The organism is Sinomonas atrocyanea (genome assembly GCF_030811715.1).
Classification (GTDB): domain Bacteria; phylum Actinomycetota; class Actinomycetes; order Actinomycetales; family Micrococcaceae; genus Sinomonas; species Sinomonas atrocyanea_A.
In genome coordinates this window covers 486,158-509,296 of record NZ_JAUSRH010000001.1, presented here as the reverse complement: position 1 = coordinate 509,296, position 23,139 = coordinate 486,158, and the positions used below count along the sequence as shown (strand labels likewise).

Annotated in this window: 24 protein-coding genes; 15 read left to right on the top strand and 9 right to left on the bottom strand. The window is 72.0% G+C overall.

The features are described from left to right. Positions 1–39: 39 nt before the first annotated feature. Together J2W21_RS02485 and J2W21_RS02480 are read right to left on the bottom strand one after the other, a co-directional pair. Positions 40–1,248: a DUF445 domain-containing protein gene (locus J2W21_RS02485; protein WP_307113007.1), complete on the bottom strand. Its 1,209-nt coding sequence runs from the start codon at positions 1,246–1,248 to the stop codon at positions 40–42. A 188-nt stretch (positions 1,249–1,436) separates the two neighbouring features. After that, positions 1,437–2,846, bottom strand: a complete 1,410-nt coding sequence (locus tag J2W21_RS02480; protein ID WP_307112917.1) for an MBL fold metallo-hydrolase — start codon at positions 2,844–2,846, stop codon at positions 1,437–1,439. 108 nt (positions 2,847–2,954) lie between these two features. On the opposite strand from J2W21_RS02480, the gene J2W21_RS02475 reads away from it, so the two are divergent. Genes J2W21_RS02475 through J2W21_RS02465 form a run of 3 tightly spaced genes read left to right on the top strand, consistent with a single transcriptional unit; the run spans position 2,955 to position 4,994 of the window. Further along, positions 2,955–3,827 carry a glycerophosphodiester phosphodiesterase gene (locus J2W21_RS02475; RefSeq protein WP_307112916.1) on the top strand — a complete coding sequence of 291 codons (873 nt, stop codon included), beginning with the start codon at positions 2,955–2,957 and terminating at the stop codon, positions 3,825–3,827. Between the two features lie 43 nt (positions 3,828–3,870). Next, positions 3,871–4,686, top strand: a complete 816-nt coding sequence (locus J2W21_RS02470; protein ID WP_307113006.1) for an AzlC family ABC transporter permease — start codon at positions 3,871–3,873, stop codon at positions 4,684–4,686. Continuing rightward, complete coding sequence (locus tag J2W21_RS02465; RefSeq protein ID WP_307112915.1) at positions 4,683–4,994, top strand: AzlD domain-containing protein; 312 nt, start codon at positions 4,683–4,685, stop codon at positions 4,992–4,994. Before J2W21_RS02470 ends, J2W21_RS02465 begins: the two co-directional genes overlap by 4 nt. Positions 4,995–5,030: 36 nt before the next feature. Here the strand turns inward: J2W21_RS02465 and J2W21_RS02460 are convergent, their stop codons facing one another. Further along, positions 5,031–5,690: a DUF5684 domain-containing protein gene (locus J2W21_RS02460; RefSeq protein WP_307112914.1), complete on the bottom strand. Its 660-nt coding sequence runs from the start codon at positions 5,688–5,690 to the stop codon at positions 5,031–5,033. Between the two features lie 55 nt (positions 5,691–5,745). Then, positions 5,746–6,372, bottom strand: coding sequence for a TetR/AcrR family transcriptional regulator (locus J2W21_RS02455; protein WP_307112913.1), 627 nt, complete (start codon positions 6,370–6,372; stop codon positions 5,746–5,748). A gap of 94 nt (positions 6,373–6,466) precedes the next feature. Here J2W21_RS02455 and J2W21_RS02450 point away from each other — a divergent pair, with 94 nt between their 5' ends. Genes J2W21_RS02450 through J2W21_RS02435 form a run of 4 tightly spaced genes read left to right on the top strand, consistent with a single transcriptional unit; the run spans position 6,467 to position 8,959 of the window. Beyond that, on the top strand, positions 6,467–6,847 hold the full coding sequence (locus tag J2W21_RS02450) for a thiamine-binding protein (RefSeq protein WP_307112912.1): 381 nt from the start codon (positions 6,467–6,469) through the stop codon (positions 6,845–6,847). A gap of 58 nt (positions 6,848–6,905) precedes the next feature. Continuing rightward, positions 6,906–7,568: an O-methyltransferase gene (locus J2W21_RS02445; RefSeq protein WP_307112911.1), complete on the top strand. Its 663-nt coding sequence runs from the start codon at positions 6,906–6,908 to the stop codon at positions 7,566–7,568. Between the two features lie 6 nt (positions 7,569–7,574). Beyond that, complete coding sequence (locus J2W21_RS02440) at positions 7,575–8,114, top strand: GNAT family N-acetyltransferase (protein ID WP_307112910.1); 540 nt, start codon at positions 7,575–7,577, stop codon at positions 8,112–8,114. After that, positions 8,114–8,959, top strand: a complete 846-nt coding sequence (locus J2W21_RS02435; RefSeq protein ID WP_307112909.1) for a spermidine synthase — start codon at positions 8,114–8,116, stop codon at positions 8,957–8,959. Before J2W21_RS02440 ends, J2W21_RS02435 begins: the two co-directional genes overlap by 1 nt. Positions 8,960–9,022: 63 nt before the next feature. Here the strand turns inward: J2W21_RS02435 and J2W21_RS02430 are convergent, their stop codons facing one another. After that, a complete protein-coding gene (locus J2W21_RS02430; RefSeq protein WP_307112908.1) occupies positions 9,023–9,931 on the bottom strand; it encodes a LysR family transcriptional regulator in 909 nt (302 codons plus the stop codon). 179 nt (positions 9,932–10,110) lie between these two features. Here J2W21_RS02430 and J2W21_RS02425 point away from each other — a divergent pair, with 179 nt between their 5' ends. Beyond that, positions 10,111–11,487, top strand: coding sequence for an MFS transporter (locus tag J2W21_RS02425; protein WP_307112907.1), 1,377 nt, complete (start codon positions 10,111–10,113; stop codon positions 11,485–11,487). Next, positions 11,484–12,227, top strand: coding sequence for a 3-hydroxybutyrate dehydrogenase (locus J2W21_RS02420; RefSeq protein WP_307112906.1), 744 nt, complete (start codon positions 11,484–11,486; stop codon positions 12,225–12,227). The genes J2W21_RS02425 and J2W21_RS02420 overlap by 4 nt, the downstream gene beginning before the upstream one ends. A gap of 116 nt (positions 12,228–12,343) precedes the next feature. On the opposite strand, the gene J2W21_RS02415 is transcribed toward J2W21_RS02420, so the two are convergent. Then, on the bottom strand, positions 12,344–13,783 hold the full coding sequence (locus J2W21_RS02415; RefSeq protein ID WP_307112905.1) for an amino acid permease: 1,440 nt from the start codon (positions 13,781–13,783) through the stop codon (positions 12,344–12,346). A 255-nt stretch (positions 13,784–14,038) separates the two neighbouring features. Here J2W21_RS02415 and J2W21_RS02410 point away from each other — a divergent pair, with 255 nt between their 5' ends. Then, a complete protein-coding gene (locus tag J2W21_RS02410; protein ID WP_307112904.1) occupies positions 14,039–14,830 on the top strand; it encodes an IclR family transcriptional regulator in 792 nt (263 codons plus the stop codon). Between the two features lie 34 nt (positions 14,831–14,864). On the opposite strand, the gene J2W21_RS02405 is transcribed toward J2W21_RS02410, so the two are convergent. Next, positions 14,865–15,875 carry an NADP-dependent oxidoreductase gene (locus J2W21_RS02405; RefSeq protein WP_307112903.1) on the bottom strand — a complete coding sequence of 337 codons (1,011 nt, stop codon included), beginning with the start codon at positions 15,873–15,875 and terminating at the stop codon, positions 14,865–14,867. Positions 15,876–15,972: 97 nt separating this feature from the next. Here J2W21_RS02405 and J2W21_RS02400 point away from each other — a divergent pair, with 97 nt between their 5' ends. Together J2W21_RS02400 and J2W21_RS02395 are read left to right on the top strand one after the other, a co-directional pair. Then, positions 15,973–16,569, top strand: a complete 597-nt coding sequence (locus tag J2W21_RS02400; RefSeq protein ID WP_307112902.1) for a TetR/AcrR family transcriptional regulator — start codon at positions 15,973–15,975, stop codon at positions 16,567–16,569. A gap of 111 nt (positions 16,570–16,680) precedes the next feature. Then, on the top strand, positions 16,681–18,021 hold the full coding sequence (locus J2W21_RS02395; RefSeq protein WP_307112901.1) for an LCP family protein: 1,341 nt from the start codon (positions 16,681–16,683) through the stop codon (positions 18,019–18,021). Between the two features lie 28 nt (positions 18,022–18,049). On the opposite strand, the gene J2W21_RS02390 is transcribed toward J2W21_RS02395, so the two are convergent. Then, positions 18,050–18,463, bottom strand: coding sequence for a hypothetical protein (locus J2W21_RS02390; protein ID WP_307112900.1), 414 nt, complete (start codon positions 18,461–18,463; stop codon positions 18,050–18,052). A gap of 221 nt (positions 18,464–18,684) precedes the next feature. On the opposite strand from J2W21_RS02390, the gene J2W21_RS02385 reads away from it, so the two are divergent. The 3 genes from J2W21_RS02385 (at position 18,685) to J2W21_RS02375 (ending at position 22,500) form a co-directional block, all read left to right on the top strand. Next, positions 18,685–20,448, top strand: a complete 1,764-nt coding sequence (locus J2W21_RS02385; RefSeq protein WP_307112899.1) for a urocanate hydratase — start codon at positions 18,685–18,687, stop codon at positions 20,446–20,448. A gap of 14 nt (positions 20,449–20,462) precedes the next feature. Next, positions 20,463–22,064 (top strand): histidine ammonia-lyase, encoded by a 1,602-nt coding sequence (gene hutH / locus J2W21_RS02380; RefSeq protein ID WP_307112898.1) that lies wholly within the window; start codon positions 20,463–20,465, stop codon positions 22,062–22,064. 250 nt (positions 22,065–22,314) lie between these two features. Further along, the gene (locus J2W21_RS02375) at positions 22,315–22,500 is read left to right on the top strand and encodes a hypothetical protein (RefSeq protein ID WP_307112897.1); all 186 of its coding nucleotides are present in this window, start codon (positions 22,315–22,317) and stop codon (positions 22,498–22,500) included. A 100-nt stretch (positions 22,501–22,600) separates the two neighbouring features. On the opposite strand, the gene J2W21_RS02370 is transcribed toward J2W21_RS02375, so the two are convergent. After that, the gene (locus tag J2W21_RS02370; protein WP_307112896.1) at positions 22,601–23,110 is read right to left on the bottom strand and encodes a MarR family winged helix-turn-helix transcriptional regulator; all 510 of its coding nucleotides are present in this window, start codon (positions 23,108–23,110) and stop codon (positions 22,601–22,603) included. Between the last annotated feature and the right edge of the window lie 29 nt (positions 23,111–23,139).

Genomic DNA, 23,139 nt, shown 5'->3' with positions numbered 1-23,139 from the left:
CGCGCCGCGCGCCCGAGGCGGCCGCGCGGCGTCGTCCGCCTAGCCCCCGAACACGGCGTGCGCCACGGCGAAGATCAGCAGTCCCGCCAGCGCGCCCACCACCGTGCCGTTGATGCGGATGAACTGGAGGTCCTTGCCGACCTGGAGCTCGATCTTCTCCGACGTCTCCTGGGCGTCCCACCGTGCGACGGTATCCTCGATGACGCCCGCGATGTCGTCGCGGTAGGTCGCCACGACGTACGACGCCGCATCCGCCACCCAGGCATTGACCTTCCCGGCCAGCTCCTCGTCCTCGACGAGCCGCGCGCCGAAGTCCCGCACCGCCGTCGTGAACCGCTGGTGCAGCTCGCTGCGCGGGTCTGAGACGGCCTCGAGCAGCACCCGCTTCAGGGTGGCCCAGGTCCGGCCGGCGAGGCTGCGGACCTGTGGGTCGCCGAGCACCTGCGCCTTGATCCCCTCCACCCGGGCGATCATGGTCGGCTCGTGCTGGAGGTCCTGGGCCAGCTCCCGGAGGTAGGCATCGATCGAGCGGCGCACCTGGTGGTCGGGGTCGGACTGCACGGCGGCGACGAACTTGGAGAGCTCGATATAGATCTTGTCGCCGACGAGGTCGTTCGCGAAGCTCGGCACCCACGAGGGCGAGCGGTCGGAGACGACGCGCGTCACCGCCTCGTAGTTCGCTGCAACCCAGTCCGCCGCGCGGTCCACGAGCAGGTCCACGAGCTGGTGGTGGTGGCCGGCCGCGAGGACCTGGTCGGCCACCCGGCCGAGCGGCGGCCCCCACGGCGGCGCGAGCAGGTGGCGCCGGACCATGCCCTCGATCACGGCCTGCACGTCGTCGTCGTTGAGCACGGTGAAGGCCCCGCGCACGACGGCGGCCCCCTCCTTCGCGACCCGCTCGGCGCCCGCGGGGCTCGCCAGCCAGGTGCCCGCCTTCCGCGCGACGTCAAGGCTGTCGAGCTTGGTGCGCACCACCGCGGAGGAGAGGAAGTTGTCCCGGACGAACCCGCTCAGGGATGCCCCGATCGCGTCCTTGCGCGTGGGGATGATCGCCGTGTGGGGGATGGGCAGCCCCATCGGGTGCTTGAACAGCGCGGTGACGGCGAACCAGTCCGCGAGCGCTCCCACCATGCCGCCCTCGGAGGCGGCCCGCACGTACTGGAGCCAGGCGTAGCGGTCCTGGAGCGCGAACGAGACCGCGAAGATGACGGCCATCCCGATCAGGAGGGACAGGGCAAGGGCCTTCATCCGGCTCAGGGCGGCGGCCCGCTCGAGATCGGTCGGGCCAGGGCCGGACTCCGCTCCCGCGTGCGGGCGGGGGGTGCGGTTGAGCGTCACCATGCCTCAACCCTACCGGCGGGGGCCGACAGCCGGATGCCCCGCCTGCGGGGGGCAGGCGGGGCATCCGGGGGCTGAGGGGCGGGGCGGCGCGCGGCTCAGCGGGCCGCGGCGGCCTCCTGGGCGTCGGAGAAGGCCTTCCACCCGAGGTAGCTGCCCTCGAGCTCGACGACATCGTGCCCCGCGCGCCGCAGGGCGCTCGCGGCGACGGAGTTGCGGACGCCGCTCTGGCAGTAGCTCACGATCACGCCCTCGGAAGGGAGCTGGTCCGTGTGCCACAGGACGCGGCCGGCGCTGAGCTGGGCGGAGCCGGGAATGTGGCCCGCGGCGTGCTCGGTCTTGTTGCGCACGTCCAGCACAAGGGCGGCGTCGAAGTCCTCGAGGTCAGCAGGGTCCACCCTCTGGGGGGTCGTCAGGGGCAGGCCCTCGAGGGTGGGCGTGAAGCCGGCCACGTTGTCGATCCCCACCCGCACGAGCGAGTCCCACATGCGGCCCGCGGCCTCCTCGTTCGGGGCGAGGAGCACGAGCGGCCGGGCGTCGGTCTCGGGGTCGTAGGCCCACCCGCCGTAGGTGGCCATCTTGCCGCCCGCGGGGATGTTGAGGGAGCGAGCCACGGTGCCCCGGTGGACATCGGTGTGGTGGCGGGTGTCCACGAAGGTGATCAGGTCCGCGGCCAGGTCCTCGGCGACGGCCTCGGCGGCGAGCTCGGGGAGCGCCCCGCGGCCGCCCACGACCTCAGGTCCGAGGCGGTTCTGGCGCTTCATCCGGCCGAAGTAGGCGTGCGCGTCGGGCTGCCCGTCGAGGAGCTCGCGGACAAAGCCGTCCTCGTCGTTCGCGGCGAGGTAGGGGGCCCACCATGCGAACAGCCGTTCGTAGCCCACCGTGGTGGACGGGATGGCGCCGAGGGCCTTGCCGCAGGCGCTGCCGGACCCGTGGCCGGGATGGACCTGGATGTGGTCCGGGAGGGTCAGGAACTTCTCCTTGAGGCTCGTGAAGAGCTGGCGCGCACCCTCGAAGCGGGTGTTCACGCCGCCGGCTGCCTCGTCGAGCAGGTCGGGGCGCCCGAGGTCGCCCGAGAAGACGAAGTCGCCCGAGAGGAGGTAGCCGGGCTGGTCGCTGAAGGCGCCGTCCTTGATGAGGAACGAGAGGTGCTCGGGGGTGTGGCCCGGGGTGTGCACGGCGGTGACGGTGATGTTGCCCAGCTGGATGGTGCTGCCGTCCAGGAGCCGCTCGGCCTCGAAGCCGTACTGCCAGTCCTCGCCGCCCTCGCCGGAGACGTAGAGCTCGGCGCCGGTGGCCGCGGCGAGCTCGCGGGAGCCGGAGAGGTAGTCCGCGTGGATGTGGGTCTCGGTGACCGCGACGATCTTCATCCCATTCGCGGCGGCGAGTTCGAGGTAGGGGGCGATGTCGCGCCGGGCGTCGACGACGACGGCCTCGCCCTTGGCCTGGCAGCCGATCATGTAGCTGGCCTGCGCCAGATCCTGGTCGTAGATGCGCTCGAGCAGCATGGCTGTCCTTCCGTCTGGGATACCCCTAGGGGTATTGTTGGTTCCAGCGTAGTACCCCTCGGGGTATGGCGCAATCTAGGCGTCGGATGGGTCCGATACCCTTGCGCCATGACCACCCGCCCCCTTGTCTATGCCCATCGAGGTGCGAGCGCGCGCTTCGCCGAGCACACGCGCGCGGCCTACCTCCAGGCGCTCGCCGACGGCGCGGACGGCGTCGAATGCGATGTCCACCTGACCCGGGACCAGCACCTCGTCCTCCTGCACGATCCGAATCTGGACCGCACCTCCAGCGGCACGGGGCCCGTGGCGGAGCGGACCCTCGCCCAGCTCCGCGAGCTCGACTTCTCCTCCTGGAAGGGCGTCCGCGTCCCGGACGAGTTCGGAGCCCAGAGCCAGCAGCTGCTGACGCTGCCCGAACTCCTGGACCTGCTGGCGGCCTCCGGGCGCGAGGTGGGGCTCGCGATCGAGCTCAAGCACCCCAGCCCCTACCGCCGGGCGCTCGAGGACCGCGTGCTCGAGGCGCTGCGCTCGCGCGGCTGGGAGCCCGAGTCCTCGCGAGTCGGCAGCATCCAGATCAGCTTCATGAGCTTCGACGCCGAGGCCATCGAGTACCTCCTCGCCTCGGTCCCCGCGCGCCACGTCTGCATGCTCGTCGACGACGTCTCGGTCGAGGAGCTGCGGCAGTCGGCCGCGCTCGGGGCCCTCACTGGCGGGGCGGTCGCCAACGTGCTCAAGGCGGCCCAGCTCGACGCCGAGGCGATCCTCGACGAGGGCCGCGCCGGCATCGCCGGCCCCGGGATCCGCTACGTGCGGGACCACCCGAACCGCGTGCGGGCCTGGCTCGAGGCCGGACTCACCTTCCGCGTCTGGACCGTGGACGCGCCCGAGGACGTGGAGCACTGCCTCGCCGTCGGCATCCAGCAGATCACCACGAACCGCCCCGCCGAGGTGCTCGCCCAGCTGGGGGCGGCCCTTGGCTGAGGCGGATCCTCGGCAGGACCCCGCGCACGACGGCGGCGGGCCGGTGCCGCTGCGGCACTCGCCGGCGGCGCGGATCGGCCTCTCGATCGCCGTGGCGACCGGCCTCTACGGCATCTCGTTCGGCGCGCTCGGGGTCGCCTCGGGGCTCGATGTCCCCCAGACCGTGGCGCTGAGCCTGCTCATGTTCACGGGCGGCTCGCAGTTCGCCTTCATCGGGGTGGTCGCCGGCGGCGGATCGGGTGCCGCGGCGACCGCGGCCGCGACCCTGCTCGGCGTGCGCAACGCGGTGTACGGCATGCAGCTCAACGCGATGTTCGCGCCCGCCGGCTGGCGCCGCTTCGTGGCTCCCCAGTTCACGATCGACGAGTCCACCGCCACGGCTGTGGGCCAGGAGGCGCCGGCCGAGCAGCGGCGAGGATTCTGGGTGGCCGGCGTCGGGGTGTTCGTGCTCTGGAACGTCTTCACCGCGATCGGTGCCCTGGCGGGCAACGCGCTCGGCGACCCCAAGCAGTGGGGGCTCGACGGCGCCGCCGTGGCCGCCTTCCTCGGGCTCCTGTGGCCGCGGCTCAAGGGCCGCGAGCCGTGGGCCATCGCCGTGGTCTGCGCCCTCGCGACCGTGCTCGCCGTGCCGTTCGTGCCGCCCGGCGTCCCGATCCTCATCGCCGCGCTCGTCGCCGCCGTGCTCGGGTGGCTGAGCCATGCGAGGGCGGCCGCGGGACGGCCCGCCGCGGGCGCGGGGGTCGAGGGTCTGGGGCCGGACCTGGACCCCTACTCCCGCCGCGATCCCCACGGGGACGACCGGGACAGCGGGGATGACGGCCGGAACGCGGACGACGGCCGGAACGGGGGCCGGGCGTGAGCCTGTGGGCGTGGATCATTCTCGCGTGCGCCGCCGCCTACGCGCTCAAGCTGCTCGGCTACCTGCTGCCGCGCCGGTGGATGGACAACGAGCGCATGCTGCGCGTCGCGGGCACCGTCACGATCGGCCTGCTGGCGTCCCTGACCGCCGTCAACACGTTCGCGAGCGGGCAGTCCCTCGTGCTCGACGCCAGGCTCGGCTCCCTCGCCGCAGCCGCCGTCGCACTGCTGCTGCGGGCCCCGTTCCTCGTCGTCGTGGTCGCCGGCGCCGCCGCTGCGGCGCTCCTGCGCCTGGCCGGCTGGGGCTGACCGCCAGCGCCGCGCTTCCGGAGGGACCGGTTCAGGTCAGCGGCGCTGCTCGTCCCCGTCGGGCTGCTGGCCATACGGGCTGGCCTGCTGGCCGTACCCCTGCTGCGGCTGGCCGTACGGTCCGGGCTGCTGCTGGCCGTACGGTCCGGGCTGCTGCTGGCCGTACCCCTGCTGCCCGTAGCCCTGCTGCCCGTAGCCCTGGTGGGGCTGGCCGTACTGCTGGGGCTGCTGGCCGTAGCCGCCGGGGGCCATGAGGGCTCCCTTGCCGAGGTAGCGCGCCTGCCCGTAACCGAGCATGGGCAGGAAGACCACAGGGAGCAGCACCAGGCCCACGGTGTAGGCGGAGTCCTTGCCGAACGACTTGGACAGGTCGTTCATGATGAGGATGCCGAAAACGAGGGCCGCGATCCACGTGATGAAGTTCAGGACCGGGATCACGCTCGAGGCGAGGATGACCCAGAACCACCAGGCCGGGCGGCCCACGATCTTGGTGATCAGCACGTAGAAGTTGTAGAAGGGGACGTAGGCCTCCCAGGCCGGGCGGCCGGCCTTGGTGAAGACTCCCATGTACAGGAGCCCGGCGACGGCGAGGCCGATGACGGCGCCGAGGAGCGCGCCGATGAGGCCGACGGCGGCGCTGGCCCCTGAAGAGGAGGCCCCGTAGCCCGTGGATGCGAGGACAGAAAGCATGGTCATGCCCCCGACGCTAGCGGGCGTGCCCCGGCTCCGCCATGGGGAGAGCTCCCCGCGGTCAGAGGGGGAGTTCGACGCCCGGAATCGGGCCGAGCGGCGGCAGCGGCCGGTTCTCCCGGTGGGTGCGGATGGCGTCCTCGACGAGGGCCACGTAGCGCTGCCACGCGAAGGACCCCGGCTCCAAGGTGTCGCCAGCGCCGATGAGCATGGCCACGAGCCGCACCATGTCGATCAGCTGGAGCTCCTCGCGCAGGGTGCCCTCCCGCTGGCCCCGCTGGAGCAGGACCCCGAGGGACTCGATGAGCTTGCCGGCGAGTCCCACGAGCAGGCTCCGCCGGCCCGCGACGGCGGAGAGCAGGTTGTGCTCGTCGTTGGCCACCTGCATGACGGCGCTGAGGACCTCGACGAGGCCTGCGGCGGCATCGGGGTTGTCGAGCGCCATCTCGGCCACGGGCTCGACCTTGACCTTGATCTGCCGCTCGACGGCGGCGAGGACCAGCTCGTCCTTGTCGGCAAAGTTGCGGAACAGCGTGGCAGGGCCCACCCCAGCCCGGTCCGCCACGGTCTTGAGGGACACATTCGGGCCCTCTTCGCGGAAGCAGTCCAGGGCCGCCGTGATGATCTTCTCGATGTTGCGTGCCGCGTCGGCGCGCATCGGCTTGCGCCACGCCCGTTCCTGCTGCATACCCCAACAGTACCCATCCGAGAGTGCGGGTGTCGCCTATATGACGGCGCGCTCTCAACCTTGTCCGGCGGGGCGAGGTGGCACACTGATGCGCATGATCGTCGCGTTCTCCGTGTCCCCTTCCGGCCCCGCGCCCGACGCCGGCCGCGCGGCTGAGGTGCCCAACCCGCCGTCGTCCGCTCCCTCCGACTCCGTCCACGAAGCGGTCGCGGCAGCGGTCCGGATTGTGCGGGAGTCCGGCCTGCCCAACCGCACGAGCTCGATGTTCACCGAGATCGAGGGTGAGTGGGACGAGGTCATGGACGTCGTGAAGCGCGCCACCGAGGCGGTAGGCCGCTACGGATCGCGGGTCTCGCTCGTGCTCAAGGCCGACATCCGACCCGGCCACACCGGCGAGATCACCGGCAAGGTCGACCGGCTCGAGCGGGCCATCGCGGGCCAGGGCGCGGGGCCCACGGAGCGGCCGGGCGGCTGACGCGCCGCTCGGCCGCGGGCGCTGTCGCGGCCTCGGCACAAGGTGCCAGACTGGCGGCATGGTCGAACATGTCGCGCAGCCCGAATGGACCGAGGTCGAACGCTGGCTCACGCGGACCGTCGTGAAGCCCGGCCCGGAGCACGAGCGGGCCCTCGAGACCGCCGGCGCGCGGGGCATGCCGCCGATCGAAGTCCAGCCCACGTCCGGCAAACTCCTGAACCTCCTCGTCCGGATCTCCGGCGCGAGGCGGGTGCTCGAGATCGGTACCCTCGCGGGGTTCAGCACCATCTGGATGGGACAGGCCCTGCCTGAAGGCGGCCACCTCGACACGCTCGAGTACCTGCCGGAGCACGCTGCCGTGGCGCGGGAGAACCTCGCCGCCGCCGGGCTCGCCGAGAAGGTGACCGTGCACGTGGGCCGCGCGCTCGAGACGCTCGACGGCCTGTCCGGACCGTACGACCTCGTCTTCATCGACGCCGACAAGCAGAACAACTCCCGCTACCTCGAGTGGGCCGTCAGACTCGGGCGCCCGGGCACCGTGGTGGTGCTCGACAACGCCGTGTGGGAGGGCACCCTCCTCCACCCGGAACGCGGGGACGCCGATGCGCCGTCCATCGTGGAGTCGCTCGAGCTCCTCGGCGGCCCCCTCTTCGACGCAACCGTCGTGCAGACGGCCGGGTCCAAGGGCTGGGACGGCTTCGCCCTGGCCGTGGTGAAGTAGCGCGCGATGGTCCAGCACAGCGGTGCCGCGCGGGAGCCTGCCTTCGAGATCACCGGGGCCACGCCTGACGATGCCGAGGCGGTGCTCGCGGTCAAGGACGCCTCGTGGCGCGAGGCCTACGCCCACCTGCTCCCGGCGGCGTTCCTCGCGGGCAGCCTCGGCGACTCGCCGGCACGCACCGAGGGCTGGAGCCGGGCCCTCGCCCCGGAATCGCCCGCACGGTTCGCGCTCGTCCGCTCGCGCGGGCGCGTCGTCGGGTTCGCCGGGGCCGGCCCTGCCCGCGACGAGGATGCCCCCACGCCCGAGGAGCTCTACACCGTCTACGTCCTGGCCGAGATGCACGGCACGGGCGCCGGGCTGGCGGTGGTCGAGCGGGTCCTCGCCGACCGGCCGGCGTCCCTGTGGGTCTTCGAGGCCAACCCGCGGGCCCGGGCGTTCTACGGCAAGCTCGGCTTCGCGCCCGACGGCGCCCGCCACCTCGAGGCCGTCGGAGGGACGTCCCTGTACGAGATGCGCATGGTCCGCGGCGCAGGCGGGGCCGCCTGATGGCCGCCCAGCAGGGCCCGGCGGCCGGCCTCTACCCGATCAGCACCGGCAGCGCCGAGCTCGTGCCCGACGGTGACTCGCGCGATGGCTGGCTCCTGAAGATCAACGGGGTCCAGAGCTCGCACATCGTGCTGTCCGACCCGCTCCGGCTCGACTTCGAGTACATGCGCTGGATCGTGGCCCTCATCGAGGACCGCTTCGACCCCGAGCGCACCGACCGCCTCCGCGTCCTCCACCAGGGCGGTGGCGGCTGCTCCATCCCGCGGTATCTGGCTGCGCGCTACCCGGACGCACGGCAGGTCGTCGTCGAACTCGACGCGAAGCTCGCCGAGTACGTGCGCGGATGGTTCGACCTGCCCCGGGCACCGCTGCTGCGCATCCGCGTGGGCGACGCGCGGCAGGTCACCGAGTCCCTCACCCCGGCCACGCGCGACGTCGTGGTCCGCGACGTCTTCGCCGGGTCCACCACGCCGGACGCCCTGACCACCGTCGAATTCATCGAGGCCTCGGCCCGCCTTCTCGACGCGGGCGGGCTGTTCCTGGCGAACATCGGCAGCGCCCCGGACCATGTCTCCGCGAGGACGGAGGCGGCCGCGATCGCCGCGGTCTTCCCGCACACATCGATCGTCGCGGACTCGGCCATGCTCAAGGGCCGCCGGTACGGCAACTTCGTGATCGCCGGAAGCACGACGCCGATCCCCGCCTCGCCCGCACTCCGTCGCCGCCTGCTCGGCGGCGGGCTGCCGGCCCAGGTCTGGGATGACGGACAGGTCCGGGCGTGGATCGGGGCGAGCGAGCCGCGCCGGGACCCTTCCCCGGACCCTGCCGGCCCGACGGGTGCGTGAACGGCCGCTCTCGCGTGTTCCGCCAGCTACGCCGCGCCGGCCACTACGGCGCGTGGGGCCGGGTCACCCGGCGCTCTCGCCCAGGAGCATGGGACGGGCACGTTCCATCTGGGCACGCAGCGCCTCTGCGACGGCCGCGACGGCGGGCTGGCGGTAGGAGTCCGGCCGAAGCACCATCCAGTAGGGGAGCTGTTCGCGGAAGTAGTCGGGGAGCAGCCGCACGAGGTCCTCGTGGCGGTCGGCCATGAAGCACGGCAGGAAGCCGATGCCGGCGCCGGCCCGGGTCGCCTCGACATGCACGAACACGTTGGTCGACGTCAGGCCGTCCCGCATCTCGGGTGCGAGGCGCCGGGGGGCGTCGAGGTCGTCGATCTGGAGCATCGAGTCGACGAAGTAGACGAGCCCGTGGCGGGCCAACTCCTCGGGCGTCTGCGGAGCGCCGTGGCGGGCGAGGTACCCGCGGGAGGCGTACATCCCCAGCGTGTACTCGCCGAGCCGCACGGCCTGGGCGCGGTGGACCTGCGGTTCGCCCTCCACGACGACCTCGATGTCCACCCCGGAACGCTGCTGGAGCGCGCGCCGGGTCACCGTGACCAGCTCGACCGTGAGTCCCGGGTGCTCGGCCCGCAGCCGGGCCACCGCCGGTGAAGCGATGTAGGCGCTGAAGCCGTCCGTCGCCGTCATGCGCACCACCCCGGTGATCGGGTCCTCCCCGCCCGGCCCCAGCCGCCCCACGGCGTCCGCGACCTGGGCCGCAACGCCCACGGCCCGCTCGCCGAGCGGCGTGAGCTCCCAGCCGCCCGCGGCACGGGCCAGCACCCGGCCGCCGAGCGACTTCTCGAGGGCCGCGATCTTGCGCGCCACGGTGGTGTGGTTCAGTCCCAGGCCCTCGCCCGCCGTCGTGAACTTCCCAGAACGGGACACCTCCAGGAGCACGAGGAGGAGATCGGGTGAGGGCTGCGCCGACGTCATGGGGAAACCCTACGGCGCAATCTGCATATCTGCACACAATCGGTGCCGGATTGCCCATTGAAGGCGCAGACCTGTGCAGGGAATACTCAACGGGACATGTGATGGGCGTCATACCGTGAAGACGCCCGCGAGGCCCCGATTGTGAGCCGTGTCAGCGACGACACCCAGGAGGCACACCCATGAGCGTGAACCAGCGCTCCGCCGGCAGCACCGAGCAGCCACTGCTCAAGAAGATCGTCTCCGCCTCGATGGCGGGCACGGTCGTCGAGTGGTACGACTTCTTCCTCTACGCGACCGCGTCCACGATCGTGTTCAACAAGATCCTCCTGCCCAAGATGGGCAACGAGTACGACGCGATCATCGCGGCGTTCCTCACCTACGCCGTCGGGTTCATCGCGCGCCCGCTCGGCGGGATCGTGTTCGGCCAGATGGGCGACAGGATCGGCCGCAAGCGGACCCTGCAGATCACGATCGTGCTCATCGGCGTGGCGACCGTGCTCATGGGCTGCCTCCCGACCTACCAGCAGATCGGCGTCTGGGCCCCGATCCTCCTCGTCGTCCTCCGCTTCATCCAGGGCCTCGCGCTCGGCGGCGAGTGGGGCGGCGCCGTGCTGCTCGTGGCCGAGCAGGCCCCGGACGGGAAGCGGGCCTTCTGGGCCTCGTGGCCGCAGGCCGCAGTCCCGCTGGGCAACGTCCTCGCGACCGTCGTGCTGTGGGTCCTGACCTCGGCGCTCTCCGGCGACGCCTTCCTCGTGTGGGGCTGGCGCATTGCCTTCTGGCTCTCCGCGGTCGTTGTCCTCGTGGGCTACATGATCCGCACCAAGGTGACGGAAGCCCCGATCTTCGAGGCCGCCAAGGCCGAGCTCGAGGCCGAGAAGGCCGCCGGCTACGGCGTCTTCGAGGTCCTGCGCCGCTACCCCAAGGGCATCCTCGTCGGCATGGGCCTGCGGTTCGCCGAGAACATCATGTACTACCTCGTGGTCACGTTCTCGATCGTCTACCTCGGCACCGGCCTGAAGATGAACACCGCCTCGATCCTCGGCGTCATCGCGATCGCGCACATCTGCCACTTCTCGATCATTCCGGTGATCGGCCGCCTCGCGGACCGGATCGGCCGCAAGCCCGTCTACCTCACCGGTGCGATCCTCACCGCCACCTGGGGCTTCTGGGCCTTCACGGCCTTCGGCACCAAGAACACCTGGATCATCCTCGTGACGATCATCGTGGGCCTGATCTTCCACGCCCTGATGTACGCCGGCCAGCCGGCCATCATGGCCGAGATGTTCCCGACCCGCATGCGCTACTCGGGCGTCTCGATCGCCTATCAGGTCACCTCGATCGTCGCGGGCTCGCTCGCCCCGGTCTTCGCGACGGAGTGGCTCAAGGCCACGGGCTCGTGGTGGCCGACCGCGGTCTACCTCGCGGCTGCGTCCGTCATCACCGCCATCGCCGTGCTCACCATGCGGGAGACCAAGGGCGCCTCGCTGCACGCGCTCGATGCCGCTGACGCCGCCCGCGTCCAGGGCAAGGTGTCCGAGGCCGGAGCCCGCGCATGAGCCTCGACGGCCGCAAGGCACTCGTCACCGGCGGCGCGGCGGGGATCGGCGCCGCAGTCGCCCGCGGGCTCGCGGACCGGGGCGCGCACGTGGTGGTCGCCGATCTCGACGGCGGCACCGCCGAGAAGCTCGCCGCGGACCTCGGCGGCAGCGCGTGGGCCGTGGACCTGCTCGACACCTCCGCGCTCGAGGACCTGCAGCTCGACTGCGACATCCTCGTGAACAACGCCGGGATCCAGAAGGTCGCCCCCATCCACGAGTACGACCCGGAGGCGTTCCGGCGGATCCAGCGGCTCATGGTGGAGGCGCCGTTCCTCCTGGTCCGCGCCGCGCTGCCGCACATGTACGAGCGCGGCTGGGGCCGGGTGATCAACCTCAGCTCGGTCCACGGCCTGCGCGCCTCGGCCTTCAAGAGCGCGTACGTGACGGCGAAGCACGCCCTCGAGGGCCTGTCGAAGGTCACCGCGCTCGAGGGCGCGGAGCACGGGGTGACGTCCAACTGCATCAACCCCGGCTACGTCCGCACCGCCCTGGTGGAGTCCCAGATCAAGGACCAGGCCCAGACGCACGGCATCCCCGAGTCCGAGGTCCTCGAGAAGGTCATGCTGACCGAGATGGCGATCAAGCGGCTCGTCGAGCCGTCCGAGGTGGCCTCCCTCGCGTGCTGGCTCGCCTCGGACGATGCGGGCATGGTCACCGGCGCGTCCTACACGATGGACGGCGGCTGGTCGGCCCGCTAGGCCCGGCACCCTGGGTCCGCACCCCGAGCACAACGACACAACTCAGCGCCGTTTCCGCCCTGAAAGGGGCTGGAACGGCGCTGAGTTGTGGTGATATGCCCGCGGGCTGCCGAGAACTACGCCCGCACCCGCTCGCCATCGCCCGAGACGACGGGCAGGGCCGCGGTCTCGTCCCGCAGCCCGGGGCGGCGGCGCCCGTCGCCCCGGACCCACAGGGCATACGCGCCGGCGAGCAGGGCGATCCACACGCCGCCCACGACGAGGGCCACGCGCGTGTCCTCGAACCAGCCCAGGAGCACGGTCACGAACGCCATGAACGCGATCGCGAGGACCGAGGCCGCGGGCCACAGCGGCGACGGGAACTCGCTCGGTGCGAGAGCGTACCGGCGGATCTCGCGCTTCATGGCCACGTGGCTCGCGAGGATCATGGCCCACACGAACACGGTCGCGAACGTCGCGATGGAGGCGATGACCGTGAACACGTCCTCCGGGATCATGGCATTGAGCACCACCCCGACGGCGAGCACGCCCGTCATGACCACCACCGTCATCCACGGCACCCCGCGCACCGACACCTTCCCGAAGGAGGCCGGAGCGTGGCCGTGCTGCGCGAGGCCGAACAGGACGCGCCCCGCACCGAAGATGTCCGAGTTGATCGCGGACAGCGCGGCGGTGATGACGATCGCGTTGAGGACGTTCGCCGCCCCGGGGATGCCGAGGCCGCTGAAGATCTGCACGAACGGGCTGCCCTGGGCGCCCACCTGGTTCCACGGGAACAGGCTCATGAGCACCCCGAGCGTGAGCACGTAGAAGAGCAGGATCCGCACGGGCACCGTGTTCACGGCCTGCGGGATGGCCTTCTTGGGGTCTGCCGCCTCGCCAGCCGTCACGCCGACCGTCTCGACGCCTCCGAAAGCGAACACGACCACCGAGAAGCACGCGAGCAGGCCGCCGAAGCCGTTCGGGAGCAGCCCGCCGTTCGCCACGAGCTGGTGAACGCCCGCCTGGCCGCCGGAGGGCGACGAGAAGCCGAACGCGATGAGGGCGGCGCCGCCGGCGATCATGGCGATGATCGCGGCGACCTTCACGAGCGAGAACCAGAACTCGAGCTCGCCGAAGACCTTGACGCTGAGCAGGTTGATCGCCGTGAGGACGAGGATCACGGCGGCGATCCACACCCATCGGTCCACCTGCGGGAACCAGAAGCCCATGTAGATGCCGAACGCGGTGATGTCCGCGAGGGCCACGATGGCCATCTCGAACACGTAGGTCCAGCCCGTCGCGAAGCCCCAGAACGGGCCCAGATACCGGCCGGCGTACTGGCTGAACGAGCCGGACACGGGGTGCCGCACGGCCATCTCGCCGAGCGAGCGCATGACCATGAACACGGCCGCGCCGGCGATCATGTAGGCGATCAGGACTGCGGGCCCCGCGGCCTGGATGGCCTCGGCGGAGCCGTAGAACAGCCCGGTGCCGATGGCCGACCCCAAGGCCATGAACCGGATGTGCCGGACGTTGAGGCCGCGGCTGAGCGCGGCCGGCTGAGTGGTCTGCATGGGATCCTCACGTCGTCGGGAAGGGCCTTCGGGCCAGGCTCCTCCCACTGTGCCGGGCCGGCCGGGTGCTGTGAGTGGCGTCACCAGCAGACTGTGTCTCGCATCCCAGATGGGCGCCATCGGGACTGGTGTCCGGGATTCCGGACGGTGCGCGGACGACGGCGGGTGCGCACCCGCCGTCGTCCGCCCCACACTGGAGGTGGTCCGGGATTGCAGACAGCCAGACAGGCCCGGCGGAGAGCGGAAGGAGTCGCCATGCCCCCCACCCCGGCGCGGGAGAAGTCGAAGGTGCCCGCGGCCGAGAGCACGCTGCGCATCCTGCGCCTGCTGGCCTCGCGGCGCGGGCCGCAGCCGGCCTCGGCGATCGCGGCGCAGCTGGGCCTGCCGCGCTCCACCGTCTACCACCTGCTCGCCGTGATGGAGGAGAACGGGTTTGTCCTCCACCTTCCCGAGGAGCAGCGGTACGGGCTCGGGATCGGCGCGTTCGAGCTCTCGAGCGCCTACTCCCGGCAGGAGCCGCTCTCGCGCCTGGGCCGGCCCCTGCTCGCGGCGCTCGTGGACGCGATCGGGGAGAGCACCCACCTCGCGGTGCTGCACGGCCGGGACGTGCTCTACATCGTCGAGGAACGGGCCAAGAACCGGCCCTCGCTCGTGACCGACGTGGGGGTGCGCCTGCCGAGCCACCTCACCGCGAGCGGGCGTGCGATCCTCGCGGCGCTGCCCAAGTCCCAGGTGCGCGCGCTGTACCCGAACGCGGCCGCCTTCACGTCCCGCACCGAGGAGGGCGAGCAGATCCGCTCGTACTCGGCGCTCCAGTCGGAGCTGGACCAGGTCCGACAGCGCGGCTACGCGACCGAGGGCGGCGAGGTCACCCCGGGTCTGGCCTCGGTCGCGGCCGTGGTCAGGGACCACACCGGCTGGCCCACCGCGGCGGTGGCGGTGACGTTCGAATCCGAACGCGTGCCCGCAGAACGCCGCGAGGAACTCGCCGCCCGCGCCCAGAAGGCCGCCGGGGAGCTCGCCGCGCGGATCTACGGCCGCGGCTGAACCGCGGCCGGGCCCAGCCGCGGCGCGGACGAGCTCACACGCGGACGAGCATCTTTCCGGTGTTCGCCCCGCGCATCATGTCCAGGAACGCATCGACCGTGTGCTCGATCCCGTCCACGATGGTCTCGTCGTAGGCGATGCTGCCCGCGGCGAACCACGCGGTCATCCGCTCGGTGAACTCGGGCGCGAGGTGCAGGTAGTGGCCGAGGGTGAAGCCGCGCAGGGTCAGCCCGCGGGTGATCAGGTTGGCCATGTTGTCCGGCCCGGCGGGGCGCTCGGTGGCGTTGTAGGCCGAGATCGCCCCGCACAGGGCCGCCCGGCCGCCGTCGTTGAAGGCCTCGAGCGCGGCCTCGAGGTGCTCGCCGCCGACGTTGTCGAAGAACACGTCGATGCCCTCGGGGGCCGCGGCTGCGAGCTGGCCACGCACGTCGCCGTCCTTGTAGTTGAACGCCGCGTCGTAGCCGTACTTCTCCGTCAGGAGCGCGACCTTCTCCGCCGAGCCAGCGGAGCCGATGACGCGCTTGGCCCCGAGCAGCTTGGCGATCTGCCCCGCGGCGGTCCCCACGGCGCCGGCCGCGCCCGAGACGAACACCGTCTCCCCGGCCTTGAGGCCCGCGATCGCGGTGAGGCCCACGTACGCCGTCATCCCGGTCATGCCCAGGATGTGCAGGCGGGCCGAGAGGGGCACGCCCGGGACGTCGGGGAGCACCCGGAAGGTCCCGGAGTCGGCCTGGATGATGTCCGTCCAGCCGTGCTGGTGGAGGACGATCGCGCCGACCGGAACCTCGTCGGAGGCGGACTCGACGACGCGGCCCACGGCGCCTCCGGTGATGGTCTCGCCGAGCGCGTAGGGCGCCACGTAGCTGCGGGAGTCGTTCATCCGGCCGCGCATGTACGGGTCGACCGAGACGAACTCGTTGCGCACGCGGACCTGCCCGGGCTCGAGGTCGCCGTAGGGCACGGTGACGGTCCGGAAGTCCTCGTGCGTCGGCCACCCCGAGGGGCGTCGGACAAGCTGGATCTGGGTGCTGGAGGTCTGCGACATGCTGGGGGTACCTTTCGCCGGAACTGACGTCCACCGATATTCTGTAACGACCGGTCCACTATATACTGGACCAGTCGTTACAGAAAGTGGGGTGTCCGTGGGCAGGACGCAGGCCTTCGACAGGGACACGGCGGTGCGCGCCGCGCGCGCCGTGTTCTGGCAGTCGGGCTACGAGGACGCCTCGGTCCCGGACCTCGAGCGGGCCACCGGGCTGAGCCGCTCGAGCATCTACAACGCCTTCGGGTCCAAGCGGGGGCTCTTCGACGAGGCCGTGCAGAGCTACCTCGACGAGGTGGTCCGCCCGCGCCTGCGCCCGCTCGAGGGGGCCCAGGTCGAGCCGGGCGCCATCATCGGGTACCTTGACGGGCTGCGGGAGGCGCTGGCCGGCGCCGGCTCTGCGCCGGCCGCCAACGGCTGCCTGCTCATCAACGCCGCCGGGGCGCCGATCGCCCACGACGCCGAGGTGGCCCGCGTGATCGCCGCCTACCGGGACGAGCTGCGCGCCGCCGTCGGCCGCGGGATCGGGGCCCACCTGCCGGCCGCCCCGGAGGCCGAGCGGGACCGGCTCGCAGACGCCGTGACGGGGCTCGTGGTCGCGGCGTTCGCGCTCGTCCGGATTGCGCCGGAGGAGGCCTCCCGCGGCCTGCTCACCGCGCGCGGCCTCATCGACTCGTTCCGGCCGCAGGCCAGGTAGGCCCGCCGATCCGCTGATGCGCGCCGGACGGCGGCGGGAGTATGGTGTGCATCACATGGACGCCCGCCGGCCGCAGGCGCAGCCGGGCGCGTCCTGCCGAGGGGGCTGCGCATGGCGGAGCAGGGAAGCCGGGCGGGCGCGCGGCCTGCGCGCCGGCGAACGTGGATGCGCGCGGTCCTCATCGTCGCGACCGTGCTGGCGCTCGCAGGTGCGGGAGCGGTCGTCTACGTCGTGCAGCTGGCCGGACGGTTCAACGCGAACGTGCACCGCTCCGACGCCCTCTCCGAGGCCTTCTCCGAGGCGGCAAGCCCCTCGCCGTCGGCCTCCTCGGTCTCGGTGCCCAAGCTGTCCAAGGACACCAACATCCTCATCATGGGCCTCGACTCCCGCCTCGACGAGAACGGCAGGGCGCTGCCCCAGGACATCCAGAACGCGCTCCACGCGGGGGACGACAGCGGCGGCTTCTACAACGCCAACGTGCTCATGCTCGTGCACATCCCGGCGGACGGCTCGCGGTCCACAGAGATCTCCATCCCCCGCGACGACTACGTCCAGACCGTCGGCTTCCCGGGCGCGGGATTCAAGGCCAAGGTCAAGGAGGCCTACAGCTACGGCTTCGCGGCCAAGCAGGCGGCGCTCCTGGGCAGCGGCAGGGCGAACGACGACGCGACCTACCAGGCGGCCCGGGACGCCGGCCGCGCCGCCGAGCTCGCCACCGTGTCGAAGTTCCTCGGTGGAGTCCGCATCGACCACTTCGTCGAGATCACGATGGTGGCGTTCTACCAGGTGGCCCTCGCGATCCAGCCGATCACGGTGTGCGTCAACCGGACCACCCGGGACACGTTCTCAGGGGCCGACTTCCGGGCCGGGACGCAGCAGATCAACGCCCAGCAGGCCATGGCCTTCGTCCGCCAGCGCCGCGACACGTCCGACCCCACCTACGACTTCACCGACCTCGACCGTACCCGCCGCCAGCAGGCCTTCATCGTCTCGGTGCTCCACCAGCTCAAACAGGCGGGCACGCTCACCAACCTGCCGAAGATGGAGGCCGTGCTCGATGCCGTGAGCAAGAACATGGCGGTGGACCGGGGTCTCGACCTCCTCCAGCTTGCACAGCAGGCCACCTCCCTCACCAACGGCAACATCTCGTTCAGCACCCTGCCCATCCTCGGTTTCGGCACCGCGCCGGACGGCGCCTCCGTCAACCTCGTGGACGTGGCGCAGATCCAGTCCACCGTCCGCGCCCTGCTCGCGCCGCCCGTGCCGCCCGCGCCGAAGACCACGCGGACGACGCCGGCCCCCACGGCCGCGGAGACCTCGCCGGGGGCGGCGCCCGCCTCGCCGTCCTCCGCTGCGAGTCCGACCGCGACACCCTCGCCGACGCCCACCACCACGACCTACGCGGACTGGCAGGGCCAGCTCCAGGGCGGCGCCGTGCCCTGCGTCAAGTAGCGCCGCAGGGCCGCGCGGCGGCTGCCCTCTAGAGGTGGTTGAAGAAGAACAGGCCCCAGGCGTTGATCGTCGCCGCGAGGGCTGCCACCGAGAGCGTGAGCCCGACGACCGTCAGGCCGAGGGACCAGCGCGCCGCGAGCGAGGCGATGCCCGAGCCGAGCCCCGCGACCGCCGTCCCGGCACAGAGCCAGACGACCATCAGGGAGTCCCACTGGAGGAGCAGCCAGGCGCCGACCTCGGGGGCGCCGCGGGGGCCGTACCAGCCGAGCTCGGAGGTCAGGACCATGGACACCGTCACGGCGCCCGCGAGGGACAGTGCGCCGCATACGGTCGAGGCGATGCCCAGCACGTGCCGGCCGCGCGGATTGCCTCGGCGCGCCGACCTGCCCCAGCCGCCGCTGAGCAGCAGCCCGCGCCACGACCTCGGATCCCTGTAGTCCACCGTTCCCCCTTACAGGGGGTAGTCAACACGGTCGGCGGCCCCGCACGGTAGTGGCCTCCGGCACGGCGGCCCCTCCCGGGCCGAGCGGCCGCCGGGCATGTCTGGGATGCCGGACGGCGCCCCGCGCGAGCCCCTGTTCCGATGCGGCGCGGCGCGGTGTGATGGATGCAGAGGATCGAACGGTCCAGCAGACACCCACCCATCACGACGCAGGAGTCACGATGACGGAGACCACCAGCCCCGCCCCCAAGGCCGACTTCACCACCGGTGCCCGCCCGGTCCGTGCTCCCCGCGGCACCGAGATCACGGCCAAGTCGTGGCAGACCGAGGCGCCGATGCGCATGCTCATGAACAACCTCGACCCCGAGGTGGCCGAGCGCCCCGACGAGCTCGTCGTGTACGGCGGCACCGGCCGTGCGGCCCGCTCCTGGAAGGCCTTCGACGCGATCGTCGAGACCCTCAAGGGCATGGACGACGACGAGACCCTGCTCGTGCAGTCCGGCAAGCCGGTGGGCGTCTTCCGCACCAATGTCTGGGCCCCGCGCGTGCTCATCGCCAACTCGAACCTCGTGGGCGACTGGGCGACCTGGCCCGAGTTCCGCCGCCTCGAGGCCGAGGGCCTGACCATGTACGGGCAGATGACCGCCGGCTCGTGGATCTACATCGGCACCCAGGGCATCCTGCAGGGCACGTACGAGACGTTCGCGGCCGTGGGCCGGAAGCTCATCGCCGAGGGGCGCCACCCTGCGGCCCCCGCCCAGGACTCCACGGAGGGCCCCCTCGCCGGCACCCTGACCCTCACTGGCGGCTGCGGCGGCATGGGTGGCGCCCAGCCCCTCGCCGTCACCCTGAACGACGGTGCGTGCCTCATCGTCGACGTCGACGAGACCCGCCTCCGCCGCCGCGTCGGCAAGCGCTACCTCGACGAGGTCGAGACGGACCTCGACACCGCGATCGCCAAGGTCCTCGCCGCCAAGGAGGAGCGCCGCGGCTGGTCCGTGGGCTACGTCGGCAACGCCGCCGAGGTGTTCCCCGAGATCCTCCGCCGCCACAGGGCCGGAGAGCTGACCGTCGACGTCGTCACTGACCAGACCTCCGCCCACGACCCCCTCAGCTACCTGCCCACCGAGTACACCGTGGAGCAGTGGAAGGCCGAGGCCGAGGCCGATCCGGAGGGCTTCACCAAGAAGGCCGAGAACGCGATGGCCCGCCACGTCCAGGCCATGGTCGAGTTCCAGGACACCGGCGCCGAGGTCTTCGACTACGGCAACTCGATCCGCGACGAGGCCCGCAAGGGCGGCTATGAGCGCGCGTTCGCCTTCCCCGGCTTCGTCCCGGCCTACATCCGCCCGCTCTTCTGCGAAGGCCTCGGCCCGTTCCGCTGGGTGGCCCTCTCCGGCGACCCCGAGGACATCAAGGTCACCGATGCGGCCATCAAGGAGCTCTTCCCCGAAAACAAGCACCTGCACAAGTGGCTCGACGCCGCCGAGGAGCGCGTGGAGTTCGAAGGCCTCCCGGCCCGCATCTGCTGGCTCGGCTACGGCGAGCGCCACCAGGCCGGCCTCCTGTTCAACAGGCTCGTCGCCGAGGGCAAGGTCAAGGCCCCGATCGTGATCGGCCGCGACCACCTCGACTCCGGCTCGGTCGCCTCCCCGTACCGCGAGACCGAGGCCATGAAGGACGGCTCCGACGCGATCGCCGACTGGCCGCTCCTGAACGCCCTCACCGCGGCGTCCTCCGGCGCCACCTGGGTCTCGATCCACCACGGCGGCGGCGTCGGGATCGGCCGCTCGATCCACGCCGGCCAGGTCTCCGTCGCCGACGGCACCGAGCTCGCCGCCGCCAAGCTCACCGCCCTCCTGACCAACGACCCGGGCATGGGCGTGATCCGCCACGTCGACGCCGGCTACGGGCGCGCCGCCGAGGTCGCCGCCGAGCGCGGCGTCAAGATCCCCATGACCCCGGCCCCCCGCCCGGCCAAGTAAAGGACCTCACGGACATGACCCTCACCGCCCCCGAAACCCACCTCCCCACGCAGGTGACCCTCTCCACCCACGGCCTCACGGCAGAGGACGTCGTCGCCGTCGCCCGCCACAACGCCACCGTGACGCTCGCGCCCGAGGCGCTCGACGCCGTCGCCCGCGTCCGTGCCCACGTCGAGGAGCTCGCCGCGTCCGAGGTCCCCGCCTACGGCATCTCGACCGGGTTCGGCGCCCTCGCGAACCTGCACATCCCCCAGGAGAAGCGCACCCAGCTGCAGAAGTCGCTCATCCGCTCGCATGCCGCCGGCATGGGCCCGGCTGTGGAGCGCGAGGTGGCGCGCGCCCTCATGTTCCTGCGGGCCAAGACCCTCGCCTCGGGCCGCACCGGCGTGCGCCCCGTGGTCCTCGAGACGTTCGTCGCGCTGCTCAACGCCGGCATCACGCCCGTCATCCGCGAGTTCGGCTCGCTGGGCTGCTCGGGCGACCTCGCCCCGCTGTCCCACGTGGCCCTCGTGCTCATGGGCGAGGGCGAGGCTTTCGGGCCCGACGGCGAGCGGTGCGGCGGGGCGGGCGAGCGCACCGTCGCGCAGCTGCTCGCCGAGCACGGCATCGAGCCGATCGTGCTGGCCGAGAAGGAGGGCCTGGCCCTCGTCAACGGCACCGAGGGCATGCTCGGCATGCTCCTCATGGCCCTCGCGGACCTCCGCCAGCTCGTCACGACCGCGGACGTCACCGCCGCGCTGTCGGTCGACGGCCTCATGGGCACCGACCAGGTGTTCCTCCCCGAGCTGCACGCCCCGCTGCGCCCGCACCCGGGCCAGGCCGACTCGGCAGCCAACATGCTCGCCGTGCTGCGGGACTCTGCGATCGTCGCCTCCCACCGCGAGGGCGACTCCCGCGTCCAGGACGCGTACTCGCTGCGCTGCGCCCCCCAGGTGGCCGGCGCCGTGCGGGACACGATCGCCCACGCGCAGGCCGTGGCCGAGCGCGAGCTCGCCGCCGCGATCGACAACCCGGTGGTCCTCCCGGACGGCCGCGTGTCCAGCAACGGCAACTTCCACGGCGCCCCGGTCGCCTACGTCCTGGACTTCCTCGCGATCGCCGTCGCGGATCTCGCCTCGATGGCGGAGCGGCGCACGGACCGGATGCTCGACCCCGCGCGCTCGCACGGCCTGCCGGCCTTCCTCGCCCACGACCCGGGCGTGGACTCGGGCCTCATGATCGCCCAGTACACCCAGGCGGGGCTCGTCTCGGACTGCAAGCGCCTCGCCGTCCCGGCGTCTGTGGACTCGATCCCCAGCTCCGCGATGCAGGAGGACCACGTGTCCATGGGGTGGCACGCCGCGCGCAAGCTCCGCAAGGCCGTGGAGAACCTGCGCCGCGTCCTCGCGATCGAGCTCGTCACGGCGGCCCGCGCGATCGATCTCCGCACCGAGGCCTCGGGCGGCGCGCTCGTGCCGGGCCCCGGCGGCGCGGCTGCGCTCGAGGTCCTCCGCCGCACGGTGGCCGGCCCCGGGTCGGACCGGTTCATGTCCCCCGAGCTGGAGGAGGCGGACCGGGTGCTCGCCGAAGGCGAGCTGCTCGCGGCGGTGAGCGCCGCCGTCGGCGGCCTGCACTGAGCGGCCCCTCGGGCTCGCTATGGAGGGTTGCACAACGATTCCTGCGAATCGTGGTCAGACCCTCCATGGCGACGCGCCGGGGAAGCCGATAGAAAGAGGTATCCGCGATGACGCGGACCACACTGGGGCCATGGAGACGTGGCCTGCATCACAGCACATCAACGGGCAGCAGGTTTCTGCACAAGGGAGTGAAGAGGCAATGAAGGCACGTGGAGCGGTACTTTCCCGGCGCGGCGCGTATCAGGCACCGGTGGAGAACTGGGCCGAACTCGCAGTGGGAGAGGTCGTCGAAGTGGTCCGGCACGCGCAGGTCGTGGGCCGCGGCACGGTCGAGGAGGTCTCCCTCAGTGGGAACGTCCTGTGGATCCTCCCGCAGGGCCCGCAGGACCGCCAGCTGTGCCTCAAGTCGGACGGAGTGATCGTCCGCCGCGGCTGAGCCACCGCTCGCCGCTGCGGCTGCCTCGCAGAGGCTCGCAACGAAAGGGGCCCGCACCTACCGGTGCGGGCCCCTCTGCGTGCCGGGCGGAGCCCGTCCGTCAGAGCCCCATCGTGAGCAGCGTCTCGGGCGAGGGCTCGCCGGCCGCCGCCGAGAAGGTGTCCAGTGCCGCGACGAGCGCGGCGCGCTCCGACGGCCCGAGCCGGCCGAGGATCTCCGCTGTCGACTCCCGGCGGCGCTGCGTGGCCTCGTGGACGATCCGGGCGCCCTTGTCCGCCAGCTGCACGAGGATCTCGCGCCGGCTCCCGGGGCTGGGGCTGCGCGCGACGAGGCCCGCATCCTCCATCCGGTCCAGGAAGCGGCTGAACGTGGACGGCACGGCGTTCAGGCGGGCGGCGACGGCGCCGATGGGCAGCGGCCCCGAGCTCGCGAGCACCACGAGCACCCGGAACTGCGGGAGCGTGACGGTCTCGAGCGCCTCGGTGACCGAGGTGGCGATGACTCCCAGGAGGGCCCTGGACGCCCTGATGACCGCCTCGACGTCGGCGTCGGCGCCCTCCGGAGCTCCTCCGGCCGTCTCCCGGCCCGCCTCATGCCTCTCGTCTTCCACGGCTCCCATGCTAACCTCTTCGGAAAGAA

Bases quoted from the DNA above. Each gene is read 5' to 3' on its own strand.
- J2W21_RS02485 (WP_307113007.1), bottom strand. From the start codon at position 1,248: ATGAAGGCCCTTGCCCTGTCCCTCCTGATCGGGATGGCCGTCATCTTC.
- J2W21_RS02480 (WP_307112917.1), bottom strand. From the start codon at position 2,846: ATGCTGCTCGAGCGCATCTACGACCAGGATCTGGCGCAGGCCAGCTAC.
- J2W21_RS02475 (WP_307112916.1), top strand. From the start codon at position 2,955: ATGACCACCCGCCCCCTTGTCTATGCCCATCGAGGTGCGAGCGCGCGC.
- J2W21_RS02460 (WP_307112914.1), bottom strand. From the start codon at position 5,690: ATGACCATGCTTTCTGTCCTCGCATCCACGGGCTACGGGGCCTCCTCT.
- J2W21_RS02455 (WP_307112913.1), bottom strand. From the start codon at position 6,372: ATGCAGCAGGAACGGGCGTGGCGCAAGCCGATGCGCGCCGACGCGGCA.
- J2W21_RS02450 (WP_307112912.1), top strand. From the start codon at position 6,467: ATGATCGTCGCGTTCTCCGTGTCCCCTTCCGGCCCCGCGCCCGACGCC.
- J2W21_RS02445 (WP_307112911.1), top strand. From the start codon at position 6,906: ATGGTCGAACATGTCGCGCAGCCCGAATGGACCGAGGTCGAACGCTGG.
- J2W21_RS02440 (WP_307112910.1), top strand. From the start codon at position 7,575: ATGGTCCAGCACAGCGGTGCCGCGCGGGAGCCTGCCTTCGAGATCACC.
- J2W21_RS02435 (WP_307112909.1), top strand. From the start codon at position 8,114: ATGGCCGCCCAGCAGGGCCCGGCGGCCGGCCTCTACCCGATCAGCACC.
- J2W21_RS02430 (WP_307112908.1), bottom strand. From the start codon at position 9,931: ATGACGTCGGCGCAGCCCTCACCCGATCTCCTCCTCGTGCTCCTGGAG.
- J2W21_RS02425 (WP_307112907.1), top strand. From the start codon at position 10,111: ATGAGCGTGAACCAGCGCTCCGCCGGCAGCACCGAGCAGCCACTGCTC.
- J2W21_RS02420 (WP_307112906.1), top strand. From the start codon at position 11,484: ATGAGCCTCGACGGCCGCAAGGCACTCGTCACCGGCGGCGCGGCGGGG.
- J2W21_RS02415 (WP_307112905.1), bottom strand. From the start codon at position 13,783: ATGCAGACCACTCAGCCGGCCGCGCTCAGCCGCGGCCTCAACGTCCGG.
- J2W21_RS02410 (WP_307112904.1), top strand. From the start codon at position 14,039: ATGCCCCCCACCCCGGCGCGGGAGAAGTCGAAGGTGCCCGCGGCCGAG.
- J2W21_RS02405 (WP_307112903.1), bottom strand. From the start codon at position 15,875: ATGTCGCAGACCTCCAGCACCCAGATCCAGCTTGTCCGACGCCCCTCG.
- J2W21_RS02395 (WP_307112901.1), top strand. From the start codon at position 16,681: ATGGCGGAGCAGGGAAGCCGGGCGGGCGCGCGGCCTGCGCGCCGGCGA.
- J2W21_RS02385 (WP_307112899.1), top strand. From the start codon at position 18,685: ATGACGGAGACCACCAGCCCCGCCCCCAAGGCCGACTTCACCACCGGT.
- hutH (WP_307112898.1), top strand. From the start codon at position 20,463: ATGACCCTCACCGCCCCCGAAACCCACCTCCCCACGCAGGTGACCCTC.